General features: G+C 71.6%; 16 protein-coding genes and 1 tRNA gene. 7 read left to right on the top strand and 10 right to left on the bottom strand.

The genetic code is table 11. The features are described from left to right. Positions 1–56: 56 nt before the first annotated feature. The 4 genes from C7C46_RS27100 (at position 57) to C7C46_RS27085 (ending at position 8,063) form a co-directional block, all read left to right on the top strand. The gene (locus C7C46_RS27100) at positions 57–458 is read left to right on the top strand and encodes a globin (protein ID WP_110672563.1); all 402 of its coding nucleotides are present in this window, start codon (positions 57–59) and stop codon (positions 456–458) included. Between the two features lie 182 nt (positions 459–640). Beyond that, positions 641–4,060, top strand: coding sequence for an FtsX-like permease family protein (locus C7C46_RS27095; protein WP_110672562.1), 3,420 nt, complete (start codon positions 641–643; stop codon positions 4,058–4,060). Further along, positions 4,057–6,987 (top strand): hypothetical protein, encoded by a 2,931-nt coding sequence (locus tag C7C46_RS27090; RefSeq protein ID WP_110672561.1) that lies wholly within the window; start codon positions 4,057–4,059, stop codon positions 6,985–6,987. Before C7C46_RS27095 ends, C7C46_RS27090 begins: the two co-directional genes overlap by 4 nt. 11 nt (positions 6,988–6,998) lie before the next feature. After that, complete coding sequence (locus C7C46_RS27085; protein WP_110672560.1) at positions 6,999–8,063, top strand: ABC transporter ATP-binding protein; 1,065 nt, start codon at positions 6,999–7,001, stop codon at positions 8,061–8,063. 79 nt (positions 8,064–8,142) lie between these two features. Here the strand turns inward: C7C46_RS27085 and C7C46_RS27080 are convergent, their stop codons facing one another. The 5 genes from C7C46_RS27080 to C7C46_RS37440 form a co-directional block, all read right to left on the bottom strand. After that, complete coding sequence (locus tag C7C46_RS27080; RefSeq protein WP_110672559.1) at positions 8,143–8,883, bottom strand: DUF8185 domain-containing protein; 741 nt, start codon at positions 8,881–8,883, stop codon at positions 8,143–8,145. After that, positions 8,880–9,404: an acyl-CoA thioesterase gene (locus tag C7C46_RS27075; protein ID WP_110672558.1), complete on the bottom strand. Its 525-nt coding sequence runs from the start codon at positions 9,402–9,404 to the stop codon at positions 8,880–8,882. Before C7C46_RS27075 ends, C7C46_RS27080 begins: the two co-directional genes overlap by 4 nt. Before the next feature lie 176 nt (positions 9,405–9,580). Continuing rightward, positions 9,581–11,245, bottom strand: a complete 1,665-nt coding sequence (ettA, locus tag C7C46_RS27070) for an energy-dependent translational throttle protein EttA (protein ID WP_110672557.1) — start codon at positions 11,243–11,245, stop codon at positions 9,581–9,583. A gap of 404 nt (positions 11,246–11,649) precedes the next feature. Next, complete coding sequence (locus C7C46_RS27065) at positions 11,650–13,035, bottom strand: thioester domain-containing protein (protein WP_181442545.1); 1,386 nt, start codon at positions 13,033–13,035, stop codon at positions 11,650–11,652. 427 nt (positions 13,036–13,462) lie between these two features. Then, a complete protein-coding gene (locus C7C46_RS37440; protein ID WP_281278591.1) occupies positions 13,463–14,260 on the bottom strand; it encodes a single-stranded DNA-binding protein in 798 nt (265 codons plus the stop codon). Between the two features lie 612 nt (positions 14,261–14,872). Here C7C46_RS37440 and C7C46_RS27055 point away from each other — a divergent pair. Beyond that, positions 14,873–14,945: transfer RNA gene (locus C7C46_RS27055), tRNA-Arg, on the top strand. 201 nt (positions 14,946–15,146) lie between these two features. On the opposite strand, the gene C7C46_RS27045 is transcribed toward C7C46_RS27055, so the two are convergent. From C7C46_RS27045 to C7C46_RS27035, 4 genes are read right to left on the bottom strand one after another with little or no spacing between them, the layout of a single operon-like run. Next, the gene (locus tag C7C46_RS27045; protein ID WP_245985002.1) at positions 15,147–16,859 is read right to left on the bottom strand and encodes a recombinase family protein; all 1,713 of its coding nucleotides are present in this window, start codon (positions 16,857–16,859) and stop codon (positions 15,147–15,149) included. A 50-nt stretch (positions 16,860–16,909) separates the two neighbouring features. Continuing rightward, positions 16,910–17,290, bottom strand: a complete 381-nt coding sequence (locus tag C7C46_RS34430; RefSeq protein WP_181442544.1) for a hypothetical protein — start codon at positions 17,288–17,290, stop codon at positions 16,910–16,912. 52 nt (positions 17,291–17,342) lie between these two features. Continuing rightward, positions 17,343–18,275 (bottom strand): TRM11 family SAM-dependent methyltransferase, encoded by a 933-nt coding sequence (locus C7C46_RS27040; protein WP_245985000.1) that lies wholly within the window; start codon positions 18,273–18,275, stop codon positions 17,343–17,345. A 49-nt stretch (positions 18,276–18,324) separates the two neighbouring features. Beyond that, on the bottom strand, positions 18,325–18,921 hold the full coding sequence (locus C7C46_RS27035) for a hypothetical protein (RefSeq protein ID WP_146259218.1): 597 nt from the start codon (positions 18,919–18,921) through the stop codon (positions 18,325–18,327). Between the two features lie 445 nt (positions 18,922–19,366). Here C7C46_RS27035 and C7C46_RS27030 point away from each other — a divergent pair, with 445 nt between their 5' ends. After that, positions 19,367–19,882, top strand: coding sequence for an Imm21 family immunity protein (locus C7C46_RS27030; RefSeq protein ID WP_110672553.1), 516 nt, complete (start codon positions 19,367–19,369; stop codon positions 19,880–19,882). Between the two features lie 339 nt (positions 19,883–20,221). Here the strand turns inward: C7C46_RS27030 and C7C46_RS27025 are convergent, their stop codons facing one another. Further along, positions 20,222–20,443: a hypothetical protein gene (locus tag C7C46_RS27025; RefSeq protein ID WP_110672552.1), complete on the bottom strand. Its 222-nt coding sequence runs from the start codon at positions 20,441–20,443 to the stop codon at positions 20,222–20,224. A 405-nt stretch (positions 20,444–20,848) separates the two neighbouring features. Here C7C46_RS27025 and C7C46_RS36005 point away from each other — a divergent pair. Beyond that, positions 20,849–20,970 (top strand): DUF6086 family protein (locus C7C46_RS36005; RefSeq protein ID WP_245985008.1); only part of this gene is annotated, 122 nt, incomplete at its 3' end.

Here is a 20,970-nt window from a genome sequence, read left to right as displayed (position 1 = left end):
GTCGTAGGACCGAAGTCCGGTACCGGCCCGGCGGGGCCGTCTGCGACCATGGACGGGTGACTGAGAGCGGGCAGGACGGGACGGACCGGGAGACCTTCTTCCACGCGGTGGGCGGCGAGGCCGTCTTCCGCAAGCTGGTGCACCGGTTCTACCAAGGGGTGGCCGGCGACGAGTTGCTGCGCCCGATGTACCCGGAGGAGGACCTGGGCCCGGCCGAGGAGCGGCTGACCCTGTTCCTGATGCAGTACTGGGGTGGCCCGCGCACCTACAGCGAGCAGCGCGGCCACCCGCGGCTGCGGATGCGGCACGTCCCGTTCACCGTGGACCGGGCCGCGCACGACGCCTGGCTGCGGCACATGAAGGTGGCCGTGGACGAGCTCGACCTCGAGCCGCAGGCCCGCCAGCAGCTCTGGGACTACCTGGTCTACGCCGCCGCCTCGATGGTCAACTCGGCCTGACCCGGCAACCGCTCTCCCCCGCTGACGGTCGCATCGTTGGCATGCTCACTGCTCGGTAGCTTTCGCTCCGGCAACGTTTCATGCACGACCCTTCCTTCCGTACCAGCGATCTGACAGCATCGCCCGGTATTCGGTGGGCCCTTTCCGGTCTGCGGAACCCACCACGGGGGAGGGATCGCGTCATGGGCGGCTTCGTCCTGCGCCGACTGCGCAGCCGACTCGCGCTGGCGGCCGCGGCGGCACTGACCGTGCTGCTGACGGCTGCGGTACTGGCCACGCTCGGCGCCTTCGACGCGGGGGTCGGCGCAGCCGGCGCCCGGCAGGCGCTGCACGGGCAGGACCGGGACCGGGCCACCGTCACGGTCACCGCCGACCTGCCGGTCGGCGACGTGCCGAAGGCCGAGCAGCGGGTGCGCCAACTGGCCGGCGACGTGTACGGGCCGGTGCCCGGCACGGTCCGCTCGCTGGTGCGTAGCCACGCGTTCGGCCTGCCCGCCACCGGCGCCCGCACCCCGGACGGCAAGCCGGTCGCCCCCGACCTGACCACGCTGGCCACCCTGGACCCGGCCCAGGTCGCCGTCACCGCCGGCCGACTGCCGCAGCCCGCCGCCGCCGGGCACCCGGTGGAGGTCGCGGTGCCGGAGATCGCGGTCAGCCGACTGGGCGTCAAACCCACCACGCTGCCGCTGGCGCTGCACCTGGTCGACCGGATCACCAACGCCGGCGCCGACGTGCTGGTCACCGGCGTCTACCACTCGCTGGACGGGACCGACCCCTACTGGCAGCTGGACCCGCTCGGCGGGCGCGGCCTGCGGGTCAGCGGCTTCACCACCTACGGCCCGCTGCTCGCCCCGGCCACCGCGTTCAGCTCCGGCGCGATCGCCCAGCAGGGCGTCAGCTGGCTGCTCACCGGCGACTTCGACCACGTCACCACCGGCCAGCTGGACGAGCTGCGCGCCCGCACCCCCGGCCTGCTCGGCGAGTTCCAGACCGATTCCGGCTACTCCGCCGCCAGCAAGCTGCCCGACGTCCTGGCCGACCTGCACAACGAACTGCTGGTGGCCCGCTCCACCCTGGTGATCGGCGCGCTGCAGCTGGCGGTGCTGGCGGTGGGCGCGCTGGTGCTGGTGACCCGGCTGCTGAGCGAGCGCCAGTCCACCGAGAACGCGCTGCTCACCGCACGCGGCGCCGCCTGGTACCGGGTGGCCGGCACCACCGCGCTGGAGGCGGGGGTGCTGGCCCTGCCGGGTGCGCTGTTCGGCCCGCTGCTGGTGCCGGTACTGCTCGCGCTGCTCGACCGGATCGGACCGCTGGCCACGGCCGGGGTGCACCTGGACGGCGGCCTGGCGCCGGGCGACTGGGTGGTCTCGACGGCGGCCGCGCTCGGCGCGGTGCTGGTCGTGCTGGCGCCCACCGTGGCCCAGGCGGCAGGCGCGGCCCTGGCCCGGCGGGCCGGGCGGCGCCAGGCGCTGGCCGGCGGGCTGGCCCGCTCCGGGGCCGACCTGGCACTGCTGGCCCTGGCCGTGCTGGCTTATCTGCAGCTGGCCCACTACGGCTCCGGCAGCGGGGCCGGCGGCGGGGCGCTGTCCGCCGATGCGAGCGGGCAACTGGGCCTGGACCCGGTGCTGGTCAGCGCGCCGACCCTGGCGCTGTGCGCGGGCACCGTGCTGGCGCTGCGACTGCTGCCGCTGGTGGCCAGGCTCGGCGAGCGGTGGGCCGCGCGCGGCCGCGGGTTGCCCGCAGCGCTGGCCGGCTGGCAGTTCGCCCGCCGGCCGCGGCGCAACGCCGGCCCGGTGCTGCTACTGGTGCTGGCCTTCTCGATGGGCATGCTGGCGCTCGGTCAGGCCGCCTCGCTCACCACCTCGCAGCACGACCAGGCCGAATTCGCCTCGGTCGGCGGGGTGCGGGTGAGCAACGTCGGGCTGCCCGCGCTCGGCCAGGGGGCGGTGCTCACCTCGCTGCCCGGCGGCGAGCACCTGCTGCCGGTCTCCCGCCAGGAGGTGCCGCTGCCACGCGGGGTGATGGGCCAGCTGCTGGCCGTGGACACCAAGGCCGCCGCCGGGCAGCTGACAATGCGTCCGGACCTTCTCGACCAGCACAGTCCGGCCCAGGTGTTCGGCCCGCTGGCCGCCGCGAGGACCTCCGGAGCTTCCGGAGCTTCCGGGAGCGACGGCATCCTGCTGCCCGGCACTGCCCTGGTGGTGAGCCTGGACGTCCAGGTGGAGAGCGACTACTCCACGCCGGTCGAGCAGACCGGGGGCTTCTACCCCGGCTACGACCCGGGCGGGCAGAACCCCGACGCGAACGCCCCCAGCCTGGTACTGATCCTGCACGACCGGTTCGGGACGACCTTCAGCACCGAGCTGAACAACCTGCCGGCCCAGGGCGAACGCCGGGTCAGCGCCGACCTGTCCGCGATGTTCGCGGCACCGGCCGGCCGGCCCGCCACGCCGCTGACCCTCACCGGCATCCAGGTCAGCTACTCCGCCACCATGACCGGCAACCTGCACCAGAAGCTGACCGTCCGCCAGGTCGGTGCGGCCGACGCACCCGACGCGCCGTTCCAGCCGGCCACCGTACCTGCCGGCCTGCAGTGGAACGCCACCACTGTGGCGGCCGACCAGCAGCCCCTGCGTACCTCCCCCGGCTCGCCCGAGGCCAAGCTGGGTCCGGTGGACGCCGTGCTGGACCCCGTCACCGGCCAGGACGTGCTCGCGCTGCACTACTTCACCGGCCTGGGCACCCAGCCGAGCGTGGCCAAGCTGACCGTCAAGGGTGGCGGCACGATGCCCGACGAGATCGCGGCTGTGGTGACCGACGACTACCTGCACGCCACCGGCGCCAGGATCGGCGACAACGTGCCGGTGCAGCTGGGCACCAACCGGCTTCTCTTCCACATCCAGAACGCGGTGCCGGTGCTGCCCACCGTGGGCGGACCGAACGGCGGGCCGAGCGCGGCCCTGCTGGCCGACCTGCCGACCATCGACCGGGTGATCGCCGCCAACGGCGACAACCCGCCGGCCCCCGACGAGTGGTGGCTGCCCAGCCAGGGCCATGGCGACCCGGCCCCGAGCCGGCTGGCCGCCGCACTGCGCACCAGCATCTTCCCGTCCCGGGTGCAGCTGGACACCGCACTGGTCGACCAGGCCCGCAAGGACCCGCTGGGCGCCGCACCGCAGAGCGGACTGCTGGCGCTGACCGTGGCCGCCGCCGTGCTGGCCGCGATCGGCTTCGCCGCGGCCTCGATCGGCGCGGCCGGGGAACGGGCCGCCGAGTTCGCCGTGCTGCGCGCCCTGGGCGCCCCGCACCGACAGCTGGCCCGCACCGCCGCTGCCGAGCAGGGCATCCTGATCGCCCTCGGACTGGGGGTGGGAGCCCTGCTGGGGACCGCCTTGGTGCACCTGGTGGTGCCGCTGACCGTGCTGACCCCCGCTGCGCACCGCCCGGTGCCCGCCGCCCTGGTCGTGCTGCCGCTGTGGCAGGTGCTGATCCTGCTGCCGGCCCTGGCCCTGCTGCCGGTCGCCCTGACCGTGCTGCGGGTGCTGCGGCCCGCCCGCGCCGCCGACACCATCGCCCGACTGCGCAACCCGGAGGAGATGTGAGCCGCGCCGAGAACCGTGCTCCGCAGGCCGCACCCTGGGTGCGGACCCGCCTGCGCACCAGCCGGGGAGCGGGACTGCTGCTGGCCGTGCTGGTCCTGGTCACCTCCTTCCTGGCCACCGGGCTGCCCCGGGTGCTGGACCGGGACGCCGACGCGGCGCTGACCGCGATGCTGACCACCGCCACCCCCGGTGCGCGCTCGCTCTCTGCCAGCACCGGGCCCGGGACCAGACCGCAGCTGCTGACCAGTGACACCGCCCAGCGGACGGCGCTGGCCATCCAGCAGACGCTGACCAGCCCGCTGGCTCCCGCCCCGGCCCAGAACGCCTACGGTGCGCGCAACATCAGCCCCGAGTACCTGACCGACCCGGCCCTGCCCCGGCCGGACGGCATTGACCCCGCACTCACCCTGGTCAGCCTGGCCGACCAGCAGCACCACCTCACCCTGGTGGCCGGCACCTGGCCGGACCCCGCGGCCCCGCCGGGCAGCGAACGGGCGGTCCAGGTGGCACTCGCCAAGTCGGCCGCCGACCTGCTGGGCGTCAAGCCCGGTTCGGTGCTCACCGGCTCACCTCAGCTCCCACTGCCCGACCAGCCCAGGAGACCCGGGACCAAGGTCACCGTCAGCGGGGTGTTCGAGCCCACCGACCGGCAGGAGCCGTTCTGGTCGGCCACCCCGTGCGTCACCGGGCCGTGCCTGGCCTACAACAACGCGATACCGGCCTCGCCGTACTGGAAGATCAGCGCGCTGGTGCCGGAAGCGGCGATGGGCAGCCTGGCCGGCTTCGCACCGGCCGAGCTGTTCTGGCAGATCCCGGTCGACCCGCACCACCTGCGGGCCGCCAAGCTCGACCAGGCCCAGCAACTGCTCGCCTCGATCCTGTCCGGGAGGATCGCCGCCCAGCTGCCGGGCCGGACGGCGATCCCGGACCTGCGGGTCAACTCGATGCTGCCCGCGCTGTTCTCCGAGGCCCAGCGCCGCCAGGCGGGCGTCGCGCCGCTCCACGCGATCGGGCCGCTGGGCGCGGGCGCGGTGGCCCTGGTGGTGCTGCTGCTGGCAGCCGGGCTCGCGGTGGACCGGCGGCGGGCCGAACTGGTGCTGCTGCGGGCCCGCGGCGGGTCGCTGGGCGGGATCGGCGGGCGGCTGCTGGCGGAGAGCGCGGTGCTGGTGCTGCCGGCCGCGCTGCTCGGCATCGTGCTGGCGCTGGTTCTGCTGCCGACCGAACGCTGGTCGTACGCGGTGGAGTTCGGGCTCGCCTCGGCGGTGCTCGCGCTGCTGCCGTTCCCGTTGCGCGCGGTGCTGCTGCTGCACGAGCCGCGCCGGGGCGCCGCCCGGCGCCGCCCCTCGGCGCTGCGCTCCCGGCTGGCCGGGGTGCTCGGCGATCCGCGCCGGCTGGTGGCCGAGATCGCGGTGCTGGTGGTGGCCGCGGCAGCGGTACTGGCGGTGCGCCGACGCGGCGTGGCGCCGCCCGGCAGCTCGGTGGACCTGCTGCTCAGCGCTGCGCCGATGCTGCTCGCGGTGGCCGGAGCGGTGCTGCTGGCCCGGCTCTTCCCGCTGCTGCTGGCGCCGGCGGTGCGGGTGGCGGCAGGGCGGACCGGCGCGATCGGTTTCCTCGGTCTGGCCCGGGCCACCCGGGGCGCGACCGCCGGGGCCGGCCGCGGGGAGCGCTCGGCGCCGACCGTGCTGCCGCTGATGGCGCTGCTGCTCGCGGTGACCACGGCCGGCTTCGGGGTGACCGTGCTGAACTCCACCGACACGGCCCGTCAGCTGGCGGTCCGTCAGGCCGTCGGCGCGGACGCCCGGGTGCTGGGCAACGACTCCTGGCCGCTGCCGCCCGGCTTCACCGAGGCCGCCGCCAAGCTGCCCGGGGTGCAGGCGGCCACCACCATGGTGGTGGACAGCTCCGCCTCGCCGTCCACCGCGGACGGAACCCTGCTGGGCGGATCGCTGCTGCTGATCGTCGACCCGCAGGGGTACGCCGCGCTGGCCCGGCACGTCGGGTACGGGCAGCTGGACCCGGCGCTGCTGGACGGCTGGACCGGCAACGGCCCGGGCGGACCGGGCGACCCGGTGCCGGCCATCGTCACCGAGGACATCGCCGGGCGATTGGGCGCCGGCGTGAACGGTGTGCAACTGCCGGACGCCTGGGGGTCCCTGAAGTTCTCGGTGGTCGGCACCGTCAAGGGCTCGCCCGCGCTGCCGGCCGGCGGGGCCAAGCCCGTGGTGGTGGTCTCCCGCGACGCGGTGCTGCGCCAACTGCCCAAGGCCAAGGGCCTGCTGGATGCGCCGAACGGCTGGTACGGGACCGGTGACAAGATCACCGGCGCCCAGCTGCGGGCCCTGCTGACGAAGGACCAGCCGGCCGGCGGGGGCACGCCGGGCGACGACATCGCGGCGCTGGGCGACGGCACCGCGCCGGGCGCCACCTCCCCCGACGCCCGGTACAACATCGTCACCCGGTACGACTTCGCCAAGGGGCTGGGCGACAACCCGCTGGAGAAGTCGGCGGCCCGGCTGTTCTGGGCGGCGGTGGTCGGGGCGGCCGGATACAGCCTGCTGTCCCTGCTGCTGACCCTGCTGCGGGCGGCGCCGGAACGGGCGGCGCTGCTGGCCCGGCTGCGCACCATGGGCCTGCGGCCGCGGGAGGGGCTGGTGCTGATCCTGATCGAGGTGCTGCCGCAGGCCCTGCTGGCCGCGCTGGCCGGGGCGGGCGTCGCCTGCCTGAGCGCGCCGCTGCTCGGGGCGGCGGTGGACCTGTCGGCCATGGTCGGCGCCCAGGTGCCGGGCGGGCTGCGGATCGCACCCTGGGCGGTGGCCGAGCAGGCCGGGATCCTGGCGGCGCTGGCCGCCCTGGTGGTCGTCGCGGAGACGGCACTGGCCGGACGACGACAGATCAATACCGAGTTGAGAGCGGGTGACCAGCGGTGAGCACATCGGATATGTCAGACATTCTGGCGGGCGGCAGAGAGCCGGTCGCTGGTGCCGCGGGGGGTTTTGGGCGCGATGCCGAGCGCGGTGCCGGGCGCGGTGCTGACGCGGGCAGCGAGCGGGCCGGCTTCTACGGGTCGCTGGAGCGGCGGGCGCGGGCCGCCGAGCAGGCGCCCGGGTACGGGCACGACTCGGTGATCGCCTGCGACCGGCTGGTGCGGATCTTCACCGCGGACCGGATCGAAGTGCAGGCGCTGCAGGGGCTGGACCTGCTGGTCCGCAAGGGCGACCTGGTGGCCCTGGTCGGCGCCTCCGGCAGCGGCAAGTCCACCCTGCTCAACATCCTGGCCGGGCTGGACGTACCGACCGCGGGTTCGGCCACCGTGGCCGGCTGCGACCTGCTCACGATGAACGCCAAGGAGCGGCTGCGCTACCGGCGCGAGGTGGTCGGCTTCGTCTGGCAGCAGACGGCGCGCAACCTGATGCCCTTCCTGACGGCAGCCCAGAACGTGGCGCTGCCGATGCAGTTGAACGGGGAGCGCCGAGCGCCCGGGCTGAACAAGCGCCGGGCGGCCCGGGCCGCCGAACTGCTGGAGGCGATCGGCATCCCGCACCTGGCCGACCGGCGACCGGCCCAGCTCTCCGGCGGCGAGCAGCAGCGGGTGGCGATCGCGGTGGCGATGGCCAACAACCCCTCGGTGGTACTGGCCGACGAGCCGACCGGCGAGCTGGACTCGGAGACAGCGGCCTCGATCTTCGACGCGTTCCGCACCGTCAACCGCGAGCTGGGGGCGACCGTGGTGATCGTGACCCACGACCCGATGGTGGCCGGCGAGGTGCGCCGCACCGTGGCGATCCGGGACGGGCGCACCAGCTCCGAGGTGCTGCGGTCCACCCTCACCGGGGAGGACGGGACGGAGTCGGTGAGCGAACGCGAGTACGTGATGCTGGACCGCACCGGGCGGGTCCAGCTGCCGCGCGAGTTCCTGGCCGCGCTGGGCATGGAGCACCGGGTCGCGGTGGACCTGGCGGCGGACCACATCTCGGTCTGGCCGGACGACCACCCGGACCGGTAGCGGGCGGGGGCGGCCAACGGGCGAACGGACTGGGGCGGCGGGGGCGGGTCCGGGGTAGCGGGCCCGTCCGCCGAGCGCCTCAGAGCAGCGGGCTGAGGCCCAACCCCGCGCCCGGTGCGGCGGTGCGCAGCACCACCGTGCCGTGCGGCGCGCTCAGGCGCAGCCAGGCGGCGGTGCGGTGGGCGGTGAGCTGGGCGCCCGGGTGCAGGAAGCCGATCCGGTACGCCGCGTGCACCGCGCGCAGCGGCAGCTCGGGCAGCGCGGCCAGCGGGCGCGCCCAGATCTCGTCCGCGATCGGGTCAAGCACCGCGCGGGTGCGGTGCTGCTCCGGCACCGCGGCGCTGCGCTCCTTGAACTCCTCGATCGAGGCGAGCAACTGGGGCATCACCTGATCCACCGACGCGTTCCCGAGCGGCTGCCAGCCGACCCGGGGCGGCAGCAGGCCGGCCCAGGACGGACCGGTCACCGGGGCCGGCAGCGCCACCGCTCCCTGCTCCTCGTCCAGACCCTCCAACAGCTGGCCCGCCGACACGGTCGCGTCCACGGCGCCGACTACGGCGCTGGCTACGGCACCGGTGCCCGGCGCGCTGTCCGCCGCGGTGTCCGGGGTGGCCGCCAGCCGGGCCGTCCGCAGCGCCAGCACCCCCGTGCTGCCCAGCGGCAGCCTGCCGTAGACCGCAAGCACCTGGGCGCCGGGCGCGCCGACCACCTGCAACCGCACTGCTGCGGCGCGGTCGAAGCGGAGCAGACGGGTCAGGAAGGCGGCCAGGTCGGCCGCCTCGCGCGGGTCCTGCAGGCCGAGCCGGGCAGTACTGATCACGCGGCGACCTTGGCGGCCTCGGCGGCGTTGGCGGCCTTGGCAGCCTCGGCGGCGGCGCTGACGCCCTGGGGAGCCTTAGCAGCCCCGTTGGTGCCTGGGGCACCCTCCAGGAAGCGGCTGAGGAAGGCGCGCTCCACCGGGGAGATCCGGCGCGGGCGGGCCGCCTGCAGGTCGTAGGGGACAACCACGCTAGAGGCGCGCACGTACACCTTCTCGGTGCCGTCCTCGGCAGTGTCCTTGACCTCGTAGGAGACGGTCACCGAAGCGCCGCCGATCTTGGTCACCCAGGTCTCGATGGTCACCGGCGCGGGCCGGTGCACCAGCGGGAGCTTGTAGTCGATCTCGTGCCGGGCCACCACCGAACCGCCCGCGAACTCCCCGGCGCCGGCCTCGGCGGCCTGGGTGAACATGAAGTCGATCCGGGCCTCCTCCAGGTAGCGCAGGAAGACCACGTTGTTGACGTGACCGAAGGCGTCCATGTCGGACCACCGCAGCGGGCAGGCGTAGATGTGGCGTGCCACGAGCCGTTCACTCCTCTTGCTCTCATCGGTCGGCCCGGCCGGGCGCCCTCAAGGCTCCCGGCCGGGCCGCTCCCCCGTCTCCGCGGGCCCATCGATCCGTCAGCCGGCCAACGGCAGCCGATCGCTTGCGGGATCGGCTGCCAACAACTGCCTAGCGCCCGCCGGCTGGCGGACGATCAGCCGCGGGTCAGCTTCTTGTACGTCGCGCGGTGCGGACGGGCCGCGTCGGCGCCCAGCCGCTCGATCTTGTTCTTCTCGTAGGACTCGAAGTTGCCCTCGAACCAGAACCACTTGCTGTCACCCTCGTAGGCGAGGATGTGGGTGGCCACCCGGTCCAGGAACCAGCGGTCGTGCGAGATGACCACGGCGCAGCCGGGGAACTCCAGCAGCGCGTTCTCCAGCGAGGAGAGGGTCTCGACGTCGAGGTCGTTGGTGGGCTCGTCGAGGAGCAGCAGGTTGCCGCCCTGCTTGAGGGTGAGCGCCAGGTTCAGCCGGTTGCGCTCACCACCGGAGAGCACGCCGGCCGGCTTCTGCTGGTCCGGACCCTTGAAGCCGAAGGCCGAGACGTAGGCGCGGGACGGCATCTCGACCTGGCCGACGTTGATCCAGTCGAGACCGTCGGAGACGACCTCCCACAGGGTCTTCTTCGGGTCGATGTTGGCACGGCTCTGGTCGACGTAGCTGATCTTGACGGTCTCGCCGACCTTCACGCTGCCCGCGTCCGGGGTCTCCAGACCCTGCAGCATCTTGAAGAGCGTGGTCTTGCCGGCACCGTTGGGGCCGATCACGCCGACGATGCCGTTGCGCGGGAGGGTGAAGGAGAGGTCGTCGATGAGGACCTTCTCGCCGAAGGCCTTGTTGAGCTTGTCGACCTCGATCACGATGCTGCCCAGGCGCGGGCCCGGCGGGATCTGGATCTCCTCGAAGTCCAGCTTGCGCATCTTGTCGGCCTCGGCCGCCATCTCCTCGTACCGGGCGAGGCGGGCCTTGGACTTGGCCTGGCGGCCCTTGGCGTTGGAGCGGACCCACTCAAGCTCTTCCTTGAGCCGCTTGGCGCGCTTGGCGTCCTTCTGGCCCTCGACCTTGAGACGGGCCTGCTTGGTCTCCAGGTAGGTGGAGTAGTTGCCCTCGTACGGGTAGGCGCGACCGCGGTCGAGCTCCAGGATCCACTCGGCGACGTGGTCCAGGAAGTACCGGTCGTGAGTGACCGCGACAACGGTGCCGGCGTACTTGGCCAGGTGCTGCTCCAGCCAGTTCACCGACTCGGCGTCGAGGTGGTTGGTGGGCTCGTCGAGCAGCAGCAGGTCGGGGGCCTCGAGCAGCAGCTTGCAGAGCGCGACCCGGCGGCGCTCACCACCGGAGAGGCTGGTGACCGGCCAGTCGCCGGGCGGGCAGCCCAGCGCATCCATGGCCTGCTCGAGCTGGGCGTCCAGGTCCCAGGCGTTGGAGTGGTCCAGCTTCTCCTGGAGCTGACCCATCTCCTCCAGCAGCGCGTCCGAGTAGTCGGTCGCCATCAGCTCGGCGATCTCGTTGAACCGGTCGAGCTGCGCCTTGGTCTCCTTGACGCCGTCCTGCACGTTCTCCAGGACCGTCTTGGACTCGTCCAGTGGCGGCTCCTGCAGCAGCATGCCGACGGTGAAGCCCGGGCTCAGGAAGGCATCACCGTTGGACGGGTGCTCCAGACCGGCCATCATCTTCAGCACCGTGGACTTACCGGCGCCGTTGGGACCGACGACACCGATCTTCGCCCCGGGGAGGAAGGACAGCGTCACGTCGTCAAGGATGACCTTGTCGCCGTGTGCCTTGCGCACCTTGCGCATGGTGTAAATGAATTCCGCCACGTGAGATCGCTCCGGCGTCGTCGAGGAGTTTGGGTTTACCGCGTATCAGCGTTCCATTGTGCCGCACCGGCGCGGTCGGCCCGAACCCGCGTGGCCGCGCGGGGGGCGGGGCGGGGGCTTGGTGGGGGCAGGGCCGGGGCTCGACGGGGGCACGCGGGGGCGGGCGGGCCCGGGGCTTGCTCCGGTTGGCGGCCGAGCAACCTCCGCGCACTGGGCGGCCAGGCGGGGGCGATGGGGCGGATGGCGACGGGGCGGTGGGTCCGCAGTGGTGCTACCAACGGCCGGTGGCCCGACCCCAATCGGGACCAGGCCACCGGTACTGCTGCTGTTCCTACTGGTATCGCGTACTGCTTACTACTTCTTGCTACTTCTTACTGCTTCCTGCGCTTGCTACCCGTTGTGCGTCAGGCGGCGGTGCGGCTGTGCCGACCGCGACGGCGCATCAGGTAGACACCCGCGCCACCGGCGACGACGAGCGCGCCCGCGATGCCGGCGATCAGGCCGGTGCCGCTGCCGCCACCGGTGGAGGCCAGGCTGCCGCCGGTGGTCGAGGGGGCCGGGGTGGCCGACTTGCTCGGGCTGGGCGAGCTGCTCGGGGTGGTGCCACCGGTGCTGCCACCGGAGCTGGCCACGTGGCAGTTGAAGGTGCCGGTGAAGGTGGAGGTCTTACCGGCCAGGCCGGGGACCGAGATGGTGTACTGCGCACCCTCGGTCTCCGGGACCGCCACGGTCTGGGTGGCGCCCGGCTTCACCGTGACCGGCTTGCTGAAGCTGCCCTGGGTGACGGTGGTGGTGAAGTCCTGGTCGCCGGTGTTGGCGACGGTGACCACCACGGAGTTCTGCTCGCAGACCACCTTGGCGGTGATCGCCGGGGCCGGGCCGTTCGGCACCCAGCTGGCCTTGGCCTTCGCGGAGGCGGTGACCGGGACGTTGCCGGCCAGGATCAGGGTCTGGCTCTTCTCCGCGGTGAACGCGCGGCCCGCCAGGGCCTGCAGCGAGGCGGAGGCCGCGACTGTGGCGGAGCCCGGGTTGGCGCCGGCCGGAGCCTTCACGTAGAGGGCGTCACCGTTCTTGGCGGGCTTGGTCAGGCTGCCGCTCTTGTCCGAGAGGACGTTGCCGGCCTTGTCGGTCAGCACCACGCCGGCCGCGCTGGAGGCGGCGTCGAGGGAGGCGGTGACCGAGTCGCTGCTCGAGGTGACGGTGATCGGGCCGAGCAGCGCGCCGCTCTTGCCGGACACCGTGTCCGGGGAGAGCGTGAGCGAGGCGGTCGGCTCCGGGACGTCGGCAGCGTTCTTCTCGAGGTAGGTGGTCAGGCTGGCAGCGTCCTTGTCCTCCGGGACCGCGGCCACGTGGTCCGAGAAGTGCCAGATCGCGGCCTGGGTGGCGGCACCGGCCTGCGCCGTGTCGAGCTTGGCGACCCCGGCCTCCTTGGCCAGCACGCTCAGGTCGCTGACCTGCGGGTAGGAGTGCTGCAGGATCCAGTTGATCTTGCCGGCGTCCGGGTTGCTGGCCAGCGAGCTGGAGGCCCAGCCGGTCTCCTGGTACGTCGCGTCGTCGCGGGTTTCGTGCTTGAGGTCGATGCAGTAGGTGAGCAGGGTCTTGCCGTCGCTCGTGTTGAGCGCGATCAGACCGCCGGCAGCGAACTCGTGGTCGCTGTTGTTGATCTTGATGTTGCCCGACTTGTCCTGAACCAACCCGCCGAACTTGGCGGTCACACCCGTCCCGCTGTCGGCCACCGCGACACCCGCCGCCGCGACACCGCCGGCCACGATCAGGCTCGACGCGAGCATGACAGTGGCTATCCGGGACGTACCCCGCCGTTGCATCTGGAACATGTAGTGAACCCCTCCGGGCGGAGCCGCGCGCTGCGCAGCCCGCCGCGCAATGCCGCGCTCCCTGTGGCGCTGACGCACGTGTGTGAACCTGATGCATCATATTGAGAACCACCCCGAGGCAAACCATCGGGTCGAAATTAACCGGTTCCGTATCAGAATTGTTATCAAGGAGCAGGCTTCCCCGCAGATCTGACGGGGCGACAGATTACGGTCACTCGGTCACTTTATCGACTTGCCTACGTGAACCCGCACGACAGAGAAGCGGAAGGACCGTCAAATGCTCAACTTTTGCTCAACCAACGCTCACCACGGTGAGTGGTAGCGGCCACACCGGGTTGCGGCCGCCACCCTCTCACACCACGTGCGAACCGACCTCGGGCGTTCAGCCGGTGAGCACCGCGCCCACCACCTCCTCCGGGAAGGGCTCCACCGGCCTGCGCTCGACCCCGACCCCGCCCTCCACCGAGGACTCGCTCGGCCCGGCCACGGGGCCAGCGGTGGAGTCGGCGGGCGAGCGCGCACCCCGGGCAGCGGGAGCACGCCGCTTGGGGGCCGCCGCGCCCTCCACGGGCTCACCCGGCGCTCCGGAGGCCGCCACGGACGAGGAGCCGGCCATCCGCCCAGCACCGACCGTCACCCCAACCGCCCCCGGGGGCAACAGCACCGGCCCGGCCGCCTCGGACTCCGAGCCATCACCCAACTCACCTGCGGCGAGCGCCCCCTGAGCCTCTCCACCGCCCTTCGAACGCCGGTACTCGCGCACCGCCCGAGCGATCCAGTCCGGCACCGCCTCCCCCGCCGACGCCAGGCCGGCCGCCTGCGGCTCGCCCTCGCCGCGCGCGTGCACCGCCCAGCGGAACGCCGAAGTACCCCGCCCGAGATCATGGCCCACCACCCGGGCATCCACCTCTACCGCAGTGCGGCGCTTGCCCTCGTCTTCCCACTCCCGCACCCGCAGCCGACCGCTCACCACCACCGGCTCGCCCTTGCTGAGCGAACTCACCACATTGGTCGCCAGCCGCCGCCAGGCGATCACCGTGACCCAGTTGGTGTCGCCGTCGACCCACTCGCCGCGCGCCCTGTCGTACCGGCGCTCGGTCGTGGCCAACCGGAAGTTCGCCGTCGGCACCCCGGACGACGTCTGCGCGTAGTTCACCGGGGAGGCAACGTTTCCGATCATCGTCACCATCGTCTCGTTCACCATGGGCCTCACATTTCTCGTGGTCCTCTTGAGTGGGGAATCGACCGGTCGACAACGATGGTGCCGGACGGGAATCCAGCAATCCACGGCCTTGAGAATTCCTGTGGATAAGTGGCCACCTGTGGATAATTCCGCCGAACTTAACGATATGCTTTTCACATTGAGTCGAACCAACTGCGTGCATGACAAAACCCCGCCAGGGGGTCGCCACCCACCCCTGAACGAGTGGCCGCAAGGACTTCTGCCCGAGTCATCCGACCGGAGGAACCGATATCCCGCCCCGCCGCCGGTACTCAACGGTCACGCTCCCCGCACACCCCGCTACCAGCGCCGCAAGTGCATAACGGGTGGGGCGACATCGCCGTAACGACTGCACAACGTCCGGCGGCAACAGTGCTCCCAACGCTGCACTCCGCGAGTCCACCTGCGATTATCAGACCGCTATCGCACGGCCGACACACCAGCACCTCCGGTGGAAAGCCGAGCTAGGCAGCGGCACCCCCTTATCCTGTCCCCGGCAGGACCAAGGGCCGCACCCCCACCCCCGCCCAGGGACTACGCCCCGGACCCCCGACGGCCGCACGCCCGCCCGCCCCCGTAGCTCAGCGGATAGAGCAGGTGCCTTCTAAGCACTTGGCCGCAGGTTCGAGTCCTGCCGGGGGCACGCAGAACATGGCTGGTCGTTCGACCAACCATGTTCACAGCGGTCATGATCACTGAGGTCGACCGCCGGCAGGCCCGTCCCGGCCATCGGCCCCGAGCGGCCGACGCGGTCCGCCAGCTCCAGGAGCGCGCTGGCGGCCGCCTGGGCAATCGTGACCTGGATCTCCACCTCGCGCCGCTCCCGGTTGAAGCGCAGCTCCAGCTAGAAGGCGTCGTACAACTCACGCTGGAGCTCCTCCGGCACACCGGCCAGGCGGGTGCGGAGTTGTGGGATGGCGTCGATCAAGCCCGCATCCTGGGGACCGTCGTCGCCGTCCGACTCCGCCTGAAGGTCCTTCAGCTCTTGGCGCAGCAGCTGGGTGGCTTGTTCGAGCTCCTTGAAGCTCGCCTTGATCTCCTTGCGGAACCGTGCTGACAGTTCCGGGTCGTCGTCATCGTCGGGGTCCGCTAGCTGCCGGACGAGGCTGCGCTGGCGCTTCTCGTTGTCCGCGATCACCTTCTCCAGCGCGGCTCGCTTCCTGTCGTGCTCCGTGGCCGGCGTGGCTTGGCGTGCCATCAGGTCCTCGGCGAGCATCTGCTGTCGGTCCGGCCCGAAGATCCGCTCAGCGAAGAACGTGTGGACCAGGTCGGTCAGCGCCGTGCCGCTCACCCAGACCGCCTTCGGGTGCGCCTCGTACCAGGGTTCCTTCAGGTGGACCTGCTTCTTGGGCTGGCAGACGTAGTACTCCGAGCCCTTGCTGAACTTTCCGAACATCCGCCGCCCGCAGAAGCCGCACCACACGTAGGAGCGCAGCAGGTAGCTCCGCCCGGTGGCCGGATGCGAATTCTGCTCGGCGCCACTGCGTGACCCCTGCCGGGTGCCGGGGATGGGGACGGCAGCGTCGAACATCTCCCGGGTGACCAGCGGTTCGTGGGTCGGCTGCGGGGACCAGATCCATTCGCTGGGCGGGTTGTTCTTGCCGCCCTTCTTGCGGGCCCGGCGGTTCCAGACCTGGTATCCGGTGTACTTCGGGTTCTCCAGGATTCCGCGCACGGACGAGGGGGTCCACCGTCCGACCGTGGCGTCTGGTCGGTTGGCCTCCGGTGGCGGGTAGGCGACCCGGTCCGCGTCGAGCCGTGCGGCGATCGCCGAGTAGCTCAGCCGACTGAGGACACGCAGTCGGAAGATCTCCGTAACCACCGCTCCCCTTACCGGGTCGGGGATCAGGCGGTGCTTGGTTCGGCCCTCGGCCCGCCGTGCAGGCACCGGGTGCGGGACCTTGTCCGCGAGGTACCCGTACGGGGGCTTGCCGATGTTCCAGCCCTGGCGGGTGTGCTCGCAGAAGCCGTCCCAGGACAGCTCCAGCATCTGCAGGACGTACCACTCGGACACCGCCTGCTTGACGCGCCGGGTGAGCGTCGGGGTTGCGCGCTTGGCCCGGCCGTCCGTGCTGATCGGTTCGTCCGCAGCGCACAGGGCGACGCCGTTGCGCTCCAGCTCGTACTCGATCTTCGTGCCGAAGTAGGTGCGCCGGGCCACCCGCTCGATCGACTCGCAGATCACCGCCGCGAACCGGCGCCCGGGGCTGGCCGCCTCCTCCAGGAGGTCCGCGATGCCGCCATCGCGGGGGATCTGGATGTCGAACCGCTCGTGCGCCTTCCCTCTGCCTCGGTCGGCGAGGTCCTTGCGACCGGACTCCACGTCGTAGAAGTGGGCCACGATCACCCAGCCCGGCGGGAGCGCGGCTCGCGCGTTCCGGAGCTGGCGTGGGAGGGACAGCGTGGGGTCCTGCGCGTCCTCGTCCGAGGTGCGCCCCAGCCAAGCGACCGGGACCGCCACCGGAACCTCGGTGGCGGCCGGCGGTTGCTGAGGCGACCAGGGCCGGTGTAGCTGAGGCGGACCCCAGGGGCCGTCCACGACCTGAGCGTCGGTCATTGCTCTTCCCTACTGTGTGCCAACGGTTCGCGACCGGCTCGATCCCAGGTTCACGGCTCACGCACGGGGGTTGTGGCCAGCCAGGCGACCAAATGCGTGATCGCCTGCAGCTGACGCTCGTACAGAGAGTCTGCGTCGTCGCCGTACAGGACGATGTAGTGCTCGGTCGCGCGGAGCGGCACGATGAGTTCCGGCCCGCTCGCCTGCTTTCCCTTTCTGCCGCGCTTCGCCGCGATGTCCTGGTTCGATCCGTTATGCGTCGATGGACGCTTGGTTGCCGACCGTTCGTCAAGCCGCCGTGCGGGGCTGTCGGATGCGATGGTGATCAATCCCCCTTTGATGGCGCTGACCTGCAACGATGCCGCCTGGTTCCACTGTTGAGAGCAAAGCTCCTGCGGGGTCGGGTCGGCCCCGCAGGAGCACATCGCCACGCCGCCTTGCTGCCGACGGTCAGATCAAGCTGACTTCCCGCCGCGGTCTGGGTCAGGGGCGGCGAAACACGAGTACGTCCTCGTGGACGATCAGGTGCATGGGCACACCGGCCTCGCGGGCGGCGCGGACGTTCTTGAGCTGGAAGAAGGAGGGACGGGCCACGAGTTCGCCGTCGCGGACTCCGGCGAGCAGGGCCACGCACCGCTCGACCGGAGTGAGGCCGACCGACTGGCCGGCGGCGATGACAGCAGCGGGCAGGTCGACGAGTTCGCCATGGTGTCGCCAGGGGCGGGCAGTGACGGCGACGTGGGCTCCGGGGGCGAGGAGCGGCAGGCAGCTGGCCAGGATCTTGGAGAAGGCGTCGAGGAGGTCGTCGGTGGGGGCGTGCGCGAGGTTGGCGGGGTTGTTGCCGTAGGTGGTGTCGAACTTGCCGATCCCCTGCTGGCCGGTCTCGCGGGTGGCGCGGACCTGGCCGTGGACGGAGGCGCCGTAGGGCGGGGAGGTGAGGAGGAGCTGCACCTGTCCGCGATGCTCGGGGTCGACGAGCGTATGGGCGTGGCGAGCGTCGCCGGTCGTCACGCCGGCGGTGCCGGTGGCGCCCTGGGTGCCGGCGAGGTTGAGGTTGGCGCGGGCCACGGCCGCCCAGCGGCCCTCCAGTTCGACGCCGATGGCGTCGCGGCTGAGGTGGACGGCCTCGACCAGGGTGGTGCCGATGCCGCACATCGGGTCGAGCACGAGCTGGCCCGGGGCGGTGTAGGCGGCCACCGCGTGGGCGGCGATCGCGGGGAGCATCTTGGCGGGGTGGGCGGCGGAGACGGGGGTGTAGCGGCCACGGCGCTGGTTGCGGGCGTCCTTCTGGGCGGTGACCCAGACGGACGTCGGCAGCGAGGCAAGCGTCACGGGGGCGGTGACACCGGGGGTGCGCGGCGGCGGGACGGAGGGTCCGGCGCAGGTGCGGGGGTGCGAGGTGTGCGAAGTGGTCAACGTCGGCTCCTTGTGTAGTGCTCCGGTTGGGGGTGGCGGTCCGGAGGGTTCAGGGCTTGGTGAAGACCAGGAGGTCGTGGTGCGCCAGGAGGTGGCGGCCCGGGTTGACCTGCGGGAAGTGGCAGGCGCAGCCGGACCGGTGGCTCGCGGCGGTGGGGAGCTGCTGCTCCTTCACGACTCCTTCGGCAACCACGATGTGCTGGAGGTAGACGAGTCCCGCGGCGCGGGCCTGGGCGACCAGCTGACCGGCGGCCTCCTGACCGCTGCTCTGCCGAGTGGTGACGACCAGGACGCCACCCGGCGTCAACGCCCGTGCGCTGACGCTGACGAGCGCGGCGAGCTGCCCCGGCGTGGTCGCGTTGTGCGGGGCGACGATCGCCACCTGGGCGGAGGCGATCGCGTCAGGGGCGGCCGGCAATGCGCCGGGGCGCCCCCGGCGCAGCACCGCGAGCGAGGCAATCTGGGCCGCGTGGGTGTGCAGGTTCTCGTAGGCGAGGTCGGCACCGTGGTTGCTGGGCGCGTACGCGAGCACCTTGCGGCCGGACTTGACCGCGGCGATCAGGCAGCTAGCGTTCCCGGCCTCCGGAACGAAGACAAGGTCGCCGCGACTGGAGAAGGCGTCGACGATCCGGTGTGCGAGCGTCACGGGGATGCGGTGAGCGCAGGCCGCGTCGGCTGGCGGCTCGCAGGCGGGGCAACACCCCGAGAGCGGCTCCCCCAGCCAGACCGACAGCGGGACGCCAGGCGGGTTGGTCCGGCGGGCCCGGCGCGGCTCGCCGCTCTGCGGGCCCGCGTCGGGGCGGGCGAAGAGGGACCGGACGGTGGCGGGGGCGAGGGGGCGGGTAGTGGGCTGGCTCATACGGTCTCGGCCCGACGGCCGCCGCAGTGACGCTGACAACTAGGGAAACCGGAATTCAGCCCTGTTCTAACAGCCTTTCAGGTCGCCCACGAATAGTCATACCGAACCCCGACGCGAACTGACCCACCAGCACGCCCCATTGAGCGGCGGAACGCACCGGTTTCCAATCTGTCACCGCAGCCGACGTCAAGCTCAGCAGCCGGTCGTCAGCCCTGGTGTGTAGTTTGCGCGCATGGTCACGTACGAGCCTGGAGCGGTCACATGGGTGGAGTCCCTGGGAGGGCCGCTAATCGTGGTTCCCGAGGTCGTGCTGGAGGCATGGTCGGGATCGACTGGGAACGACGATGCCGTTGACGACTACGACCGGGCCTGTGCCGTTGAGGGCCACATCGGCCTGGTCCAGATCGGCTCTGCCGATGGCCTGGTCCTGGGAGACGAACCCGCCTCGACGGCCTACCTTCCGGCGAAAGGAGTCTCCGTGCGTTGGTCGGCGGCGGAGTCCGAGGAGGCCATGCTGGGCCGCGTGGATGCGGCGATGCGTGCCGCTTCATGGGAGCCGGAGCTGACCTGGCAGGTGCCGGGGCCAATCGTTCTATTCGACTCGGCCTGGACGGGCGAAGAGTGTCGCCAGCAAGACCACGTACGGGTCGACCTGGAGCCCGGGCTCTACGCCGTTCGTGCGGCCTACATCGGAATCGATCCGCAAACATGGCTCACGCTGGTCGAATTGCGCCGCCTCCTCGGATGACGGCTCGCTAATCTGCCCCAGCCCGCAGTCAGACCGCGCTGGCTGGAACTACATCGAAACGCACGCTCGGACAGGTGGCGAAAGGTCATACCGGAACAGGATTTTCGGGCCTCTCGGTAGAGACGTGGTTGTCGAGACCCGGCTCGCCCAAGGAGACCCGCTGCGAACTCAGTTGACCACTTCCGATGTCACGTGGCCGGCTCCTGTTTCGGTGGGCACCGCGACGACCATGTCCTGTACGGCTCGGAGACCGCGCAGGGCCGGGAGGTCGGGAACGCAGTGCCGGTCCTGGGCGCCGGCCGGCTCGCTGAACATCTCACGACCGCGGCCTGACCTTCGTCACTCGTCCCACTCGACGGAACCCGGCCGCTCGAACTGCGCGGCCCGTTCCCGAATCTCCCGCCTCGTCACGACCACCCGCCGACCGACGATCAGCGCCATCGCTATGCCGGTCGAGATGTATGCCGCGACGTGTGAGTCCAGGTCGAACCCGACATTCAGCACCACAACAGACGTGATCGTCACAACCGTCGCCAGCAGGGTCCACCGCATGGTCATCATCCGCCGAACCCTACTCCCCCGGCCGCCGCCCCAGCGGGTGGGCGGGTCCGAACAGAGAGCCCCGAGTCCGGCCGGACGGCTGTCAGGTCTCCGACGTCGACGGGCTCGCCGAGGGCGGCATGGCCACCGTTCCGCTTGCTGCTCTTACCCGGCGACAGTCGGTCCACCCTGCCCCGCCGCCGGCCCGCATGATCACACCCACAGGAACGTCAGAAGAGCCGGAAAGTAGCTGTCCACCAACATGGATCATGAAACTCCCCGCTCACCCGGATGCCACACTTCCTGGCCTCCGCCGGCATCAGCTCCGTGCTCATCTGCTATCGCCGCCTGATCACGGCGTAATCCCTCCGTGCCCTGGAGGGCATCGGGCTAGGCTAGCCGGTCGAACAAGCTGGGAGGTGCCGGGTGAGCCAGTACTACAACATGGGCGATGAAACCCTTTGGAACCCGTCCAACGGGGCATCACGGTTGTTCCTGCGCCAGGTGGCGGTCTTCGAGGAAGAACTCAGAGGGCGGAAAGTGAGCCT

This window comes from Streptomyces tateyamensis (genome assembly GCF_003205575.1).
Lineage (GTDB): Bacteria > Actinomycetota > Actinomycetes > Streptomycetales > Streptomycetaceae > Kitasatospora > Kitasatospora tateyamensis.
The sequence above is the reverse complement of the archived record's forward strand: the minus strand, read 5'-3'. Positions and strand labels throughout refer to the sequence as shown.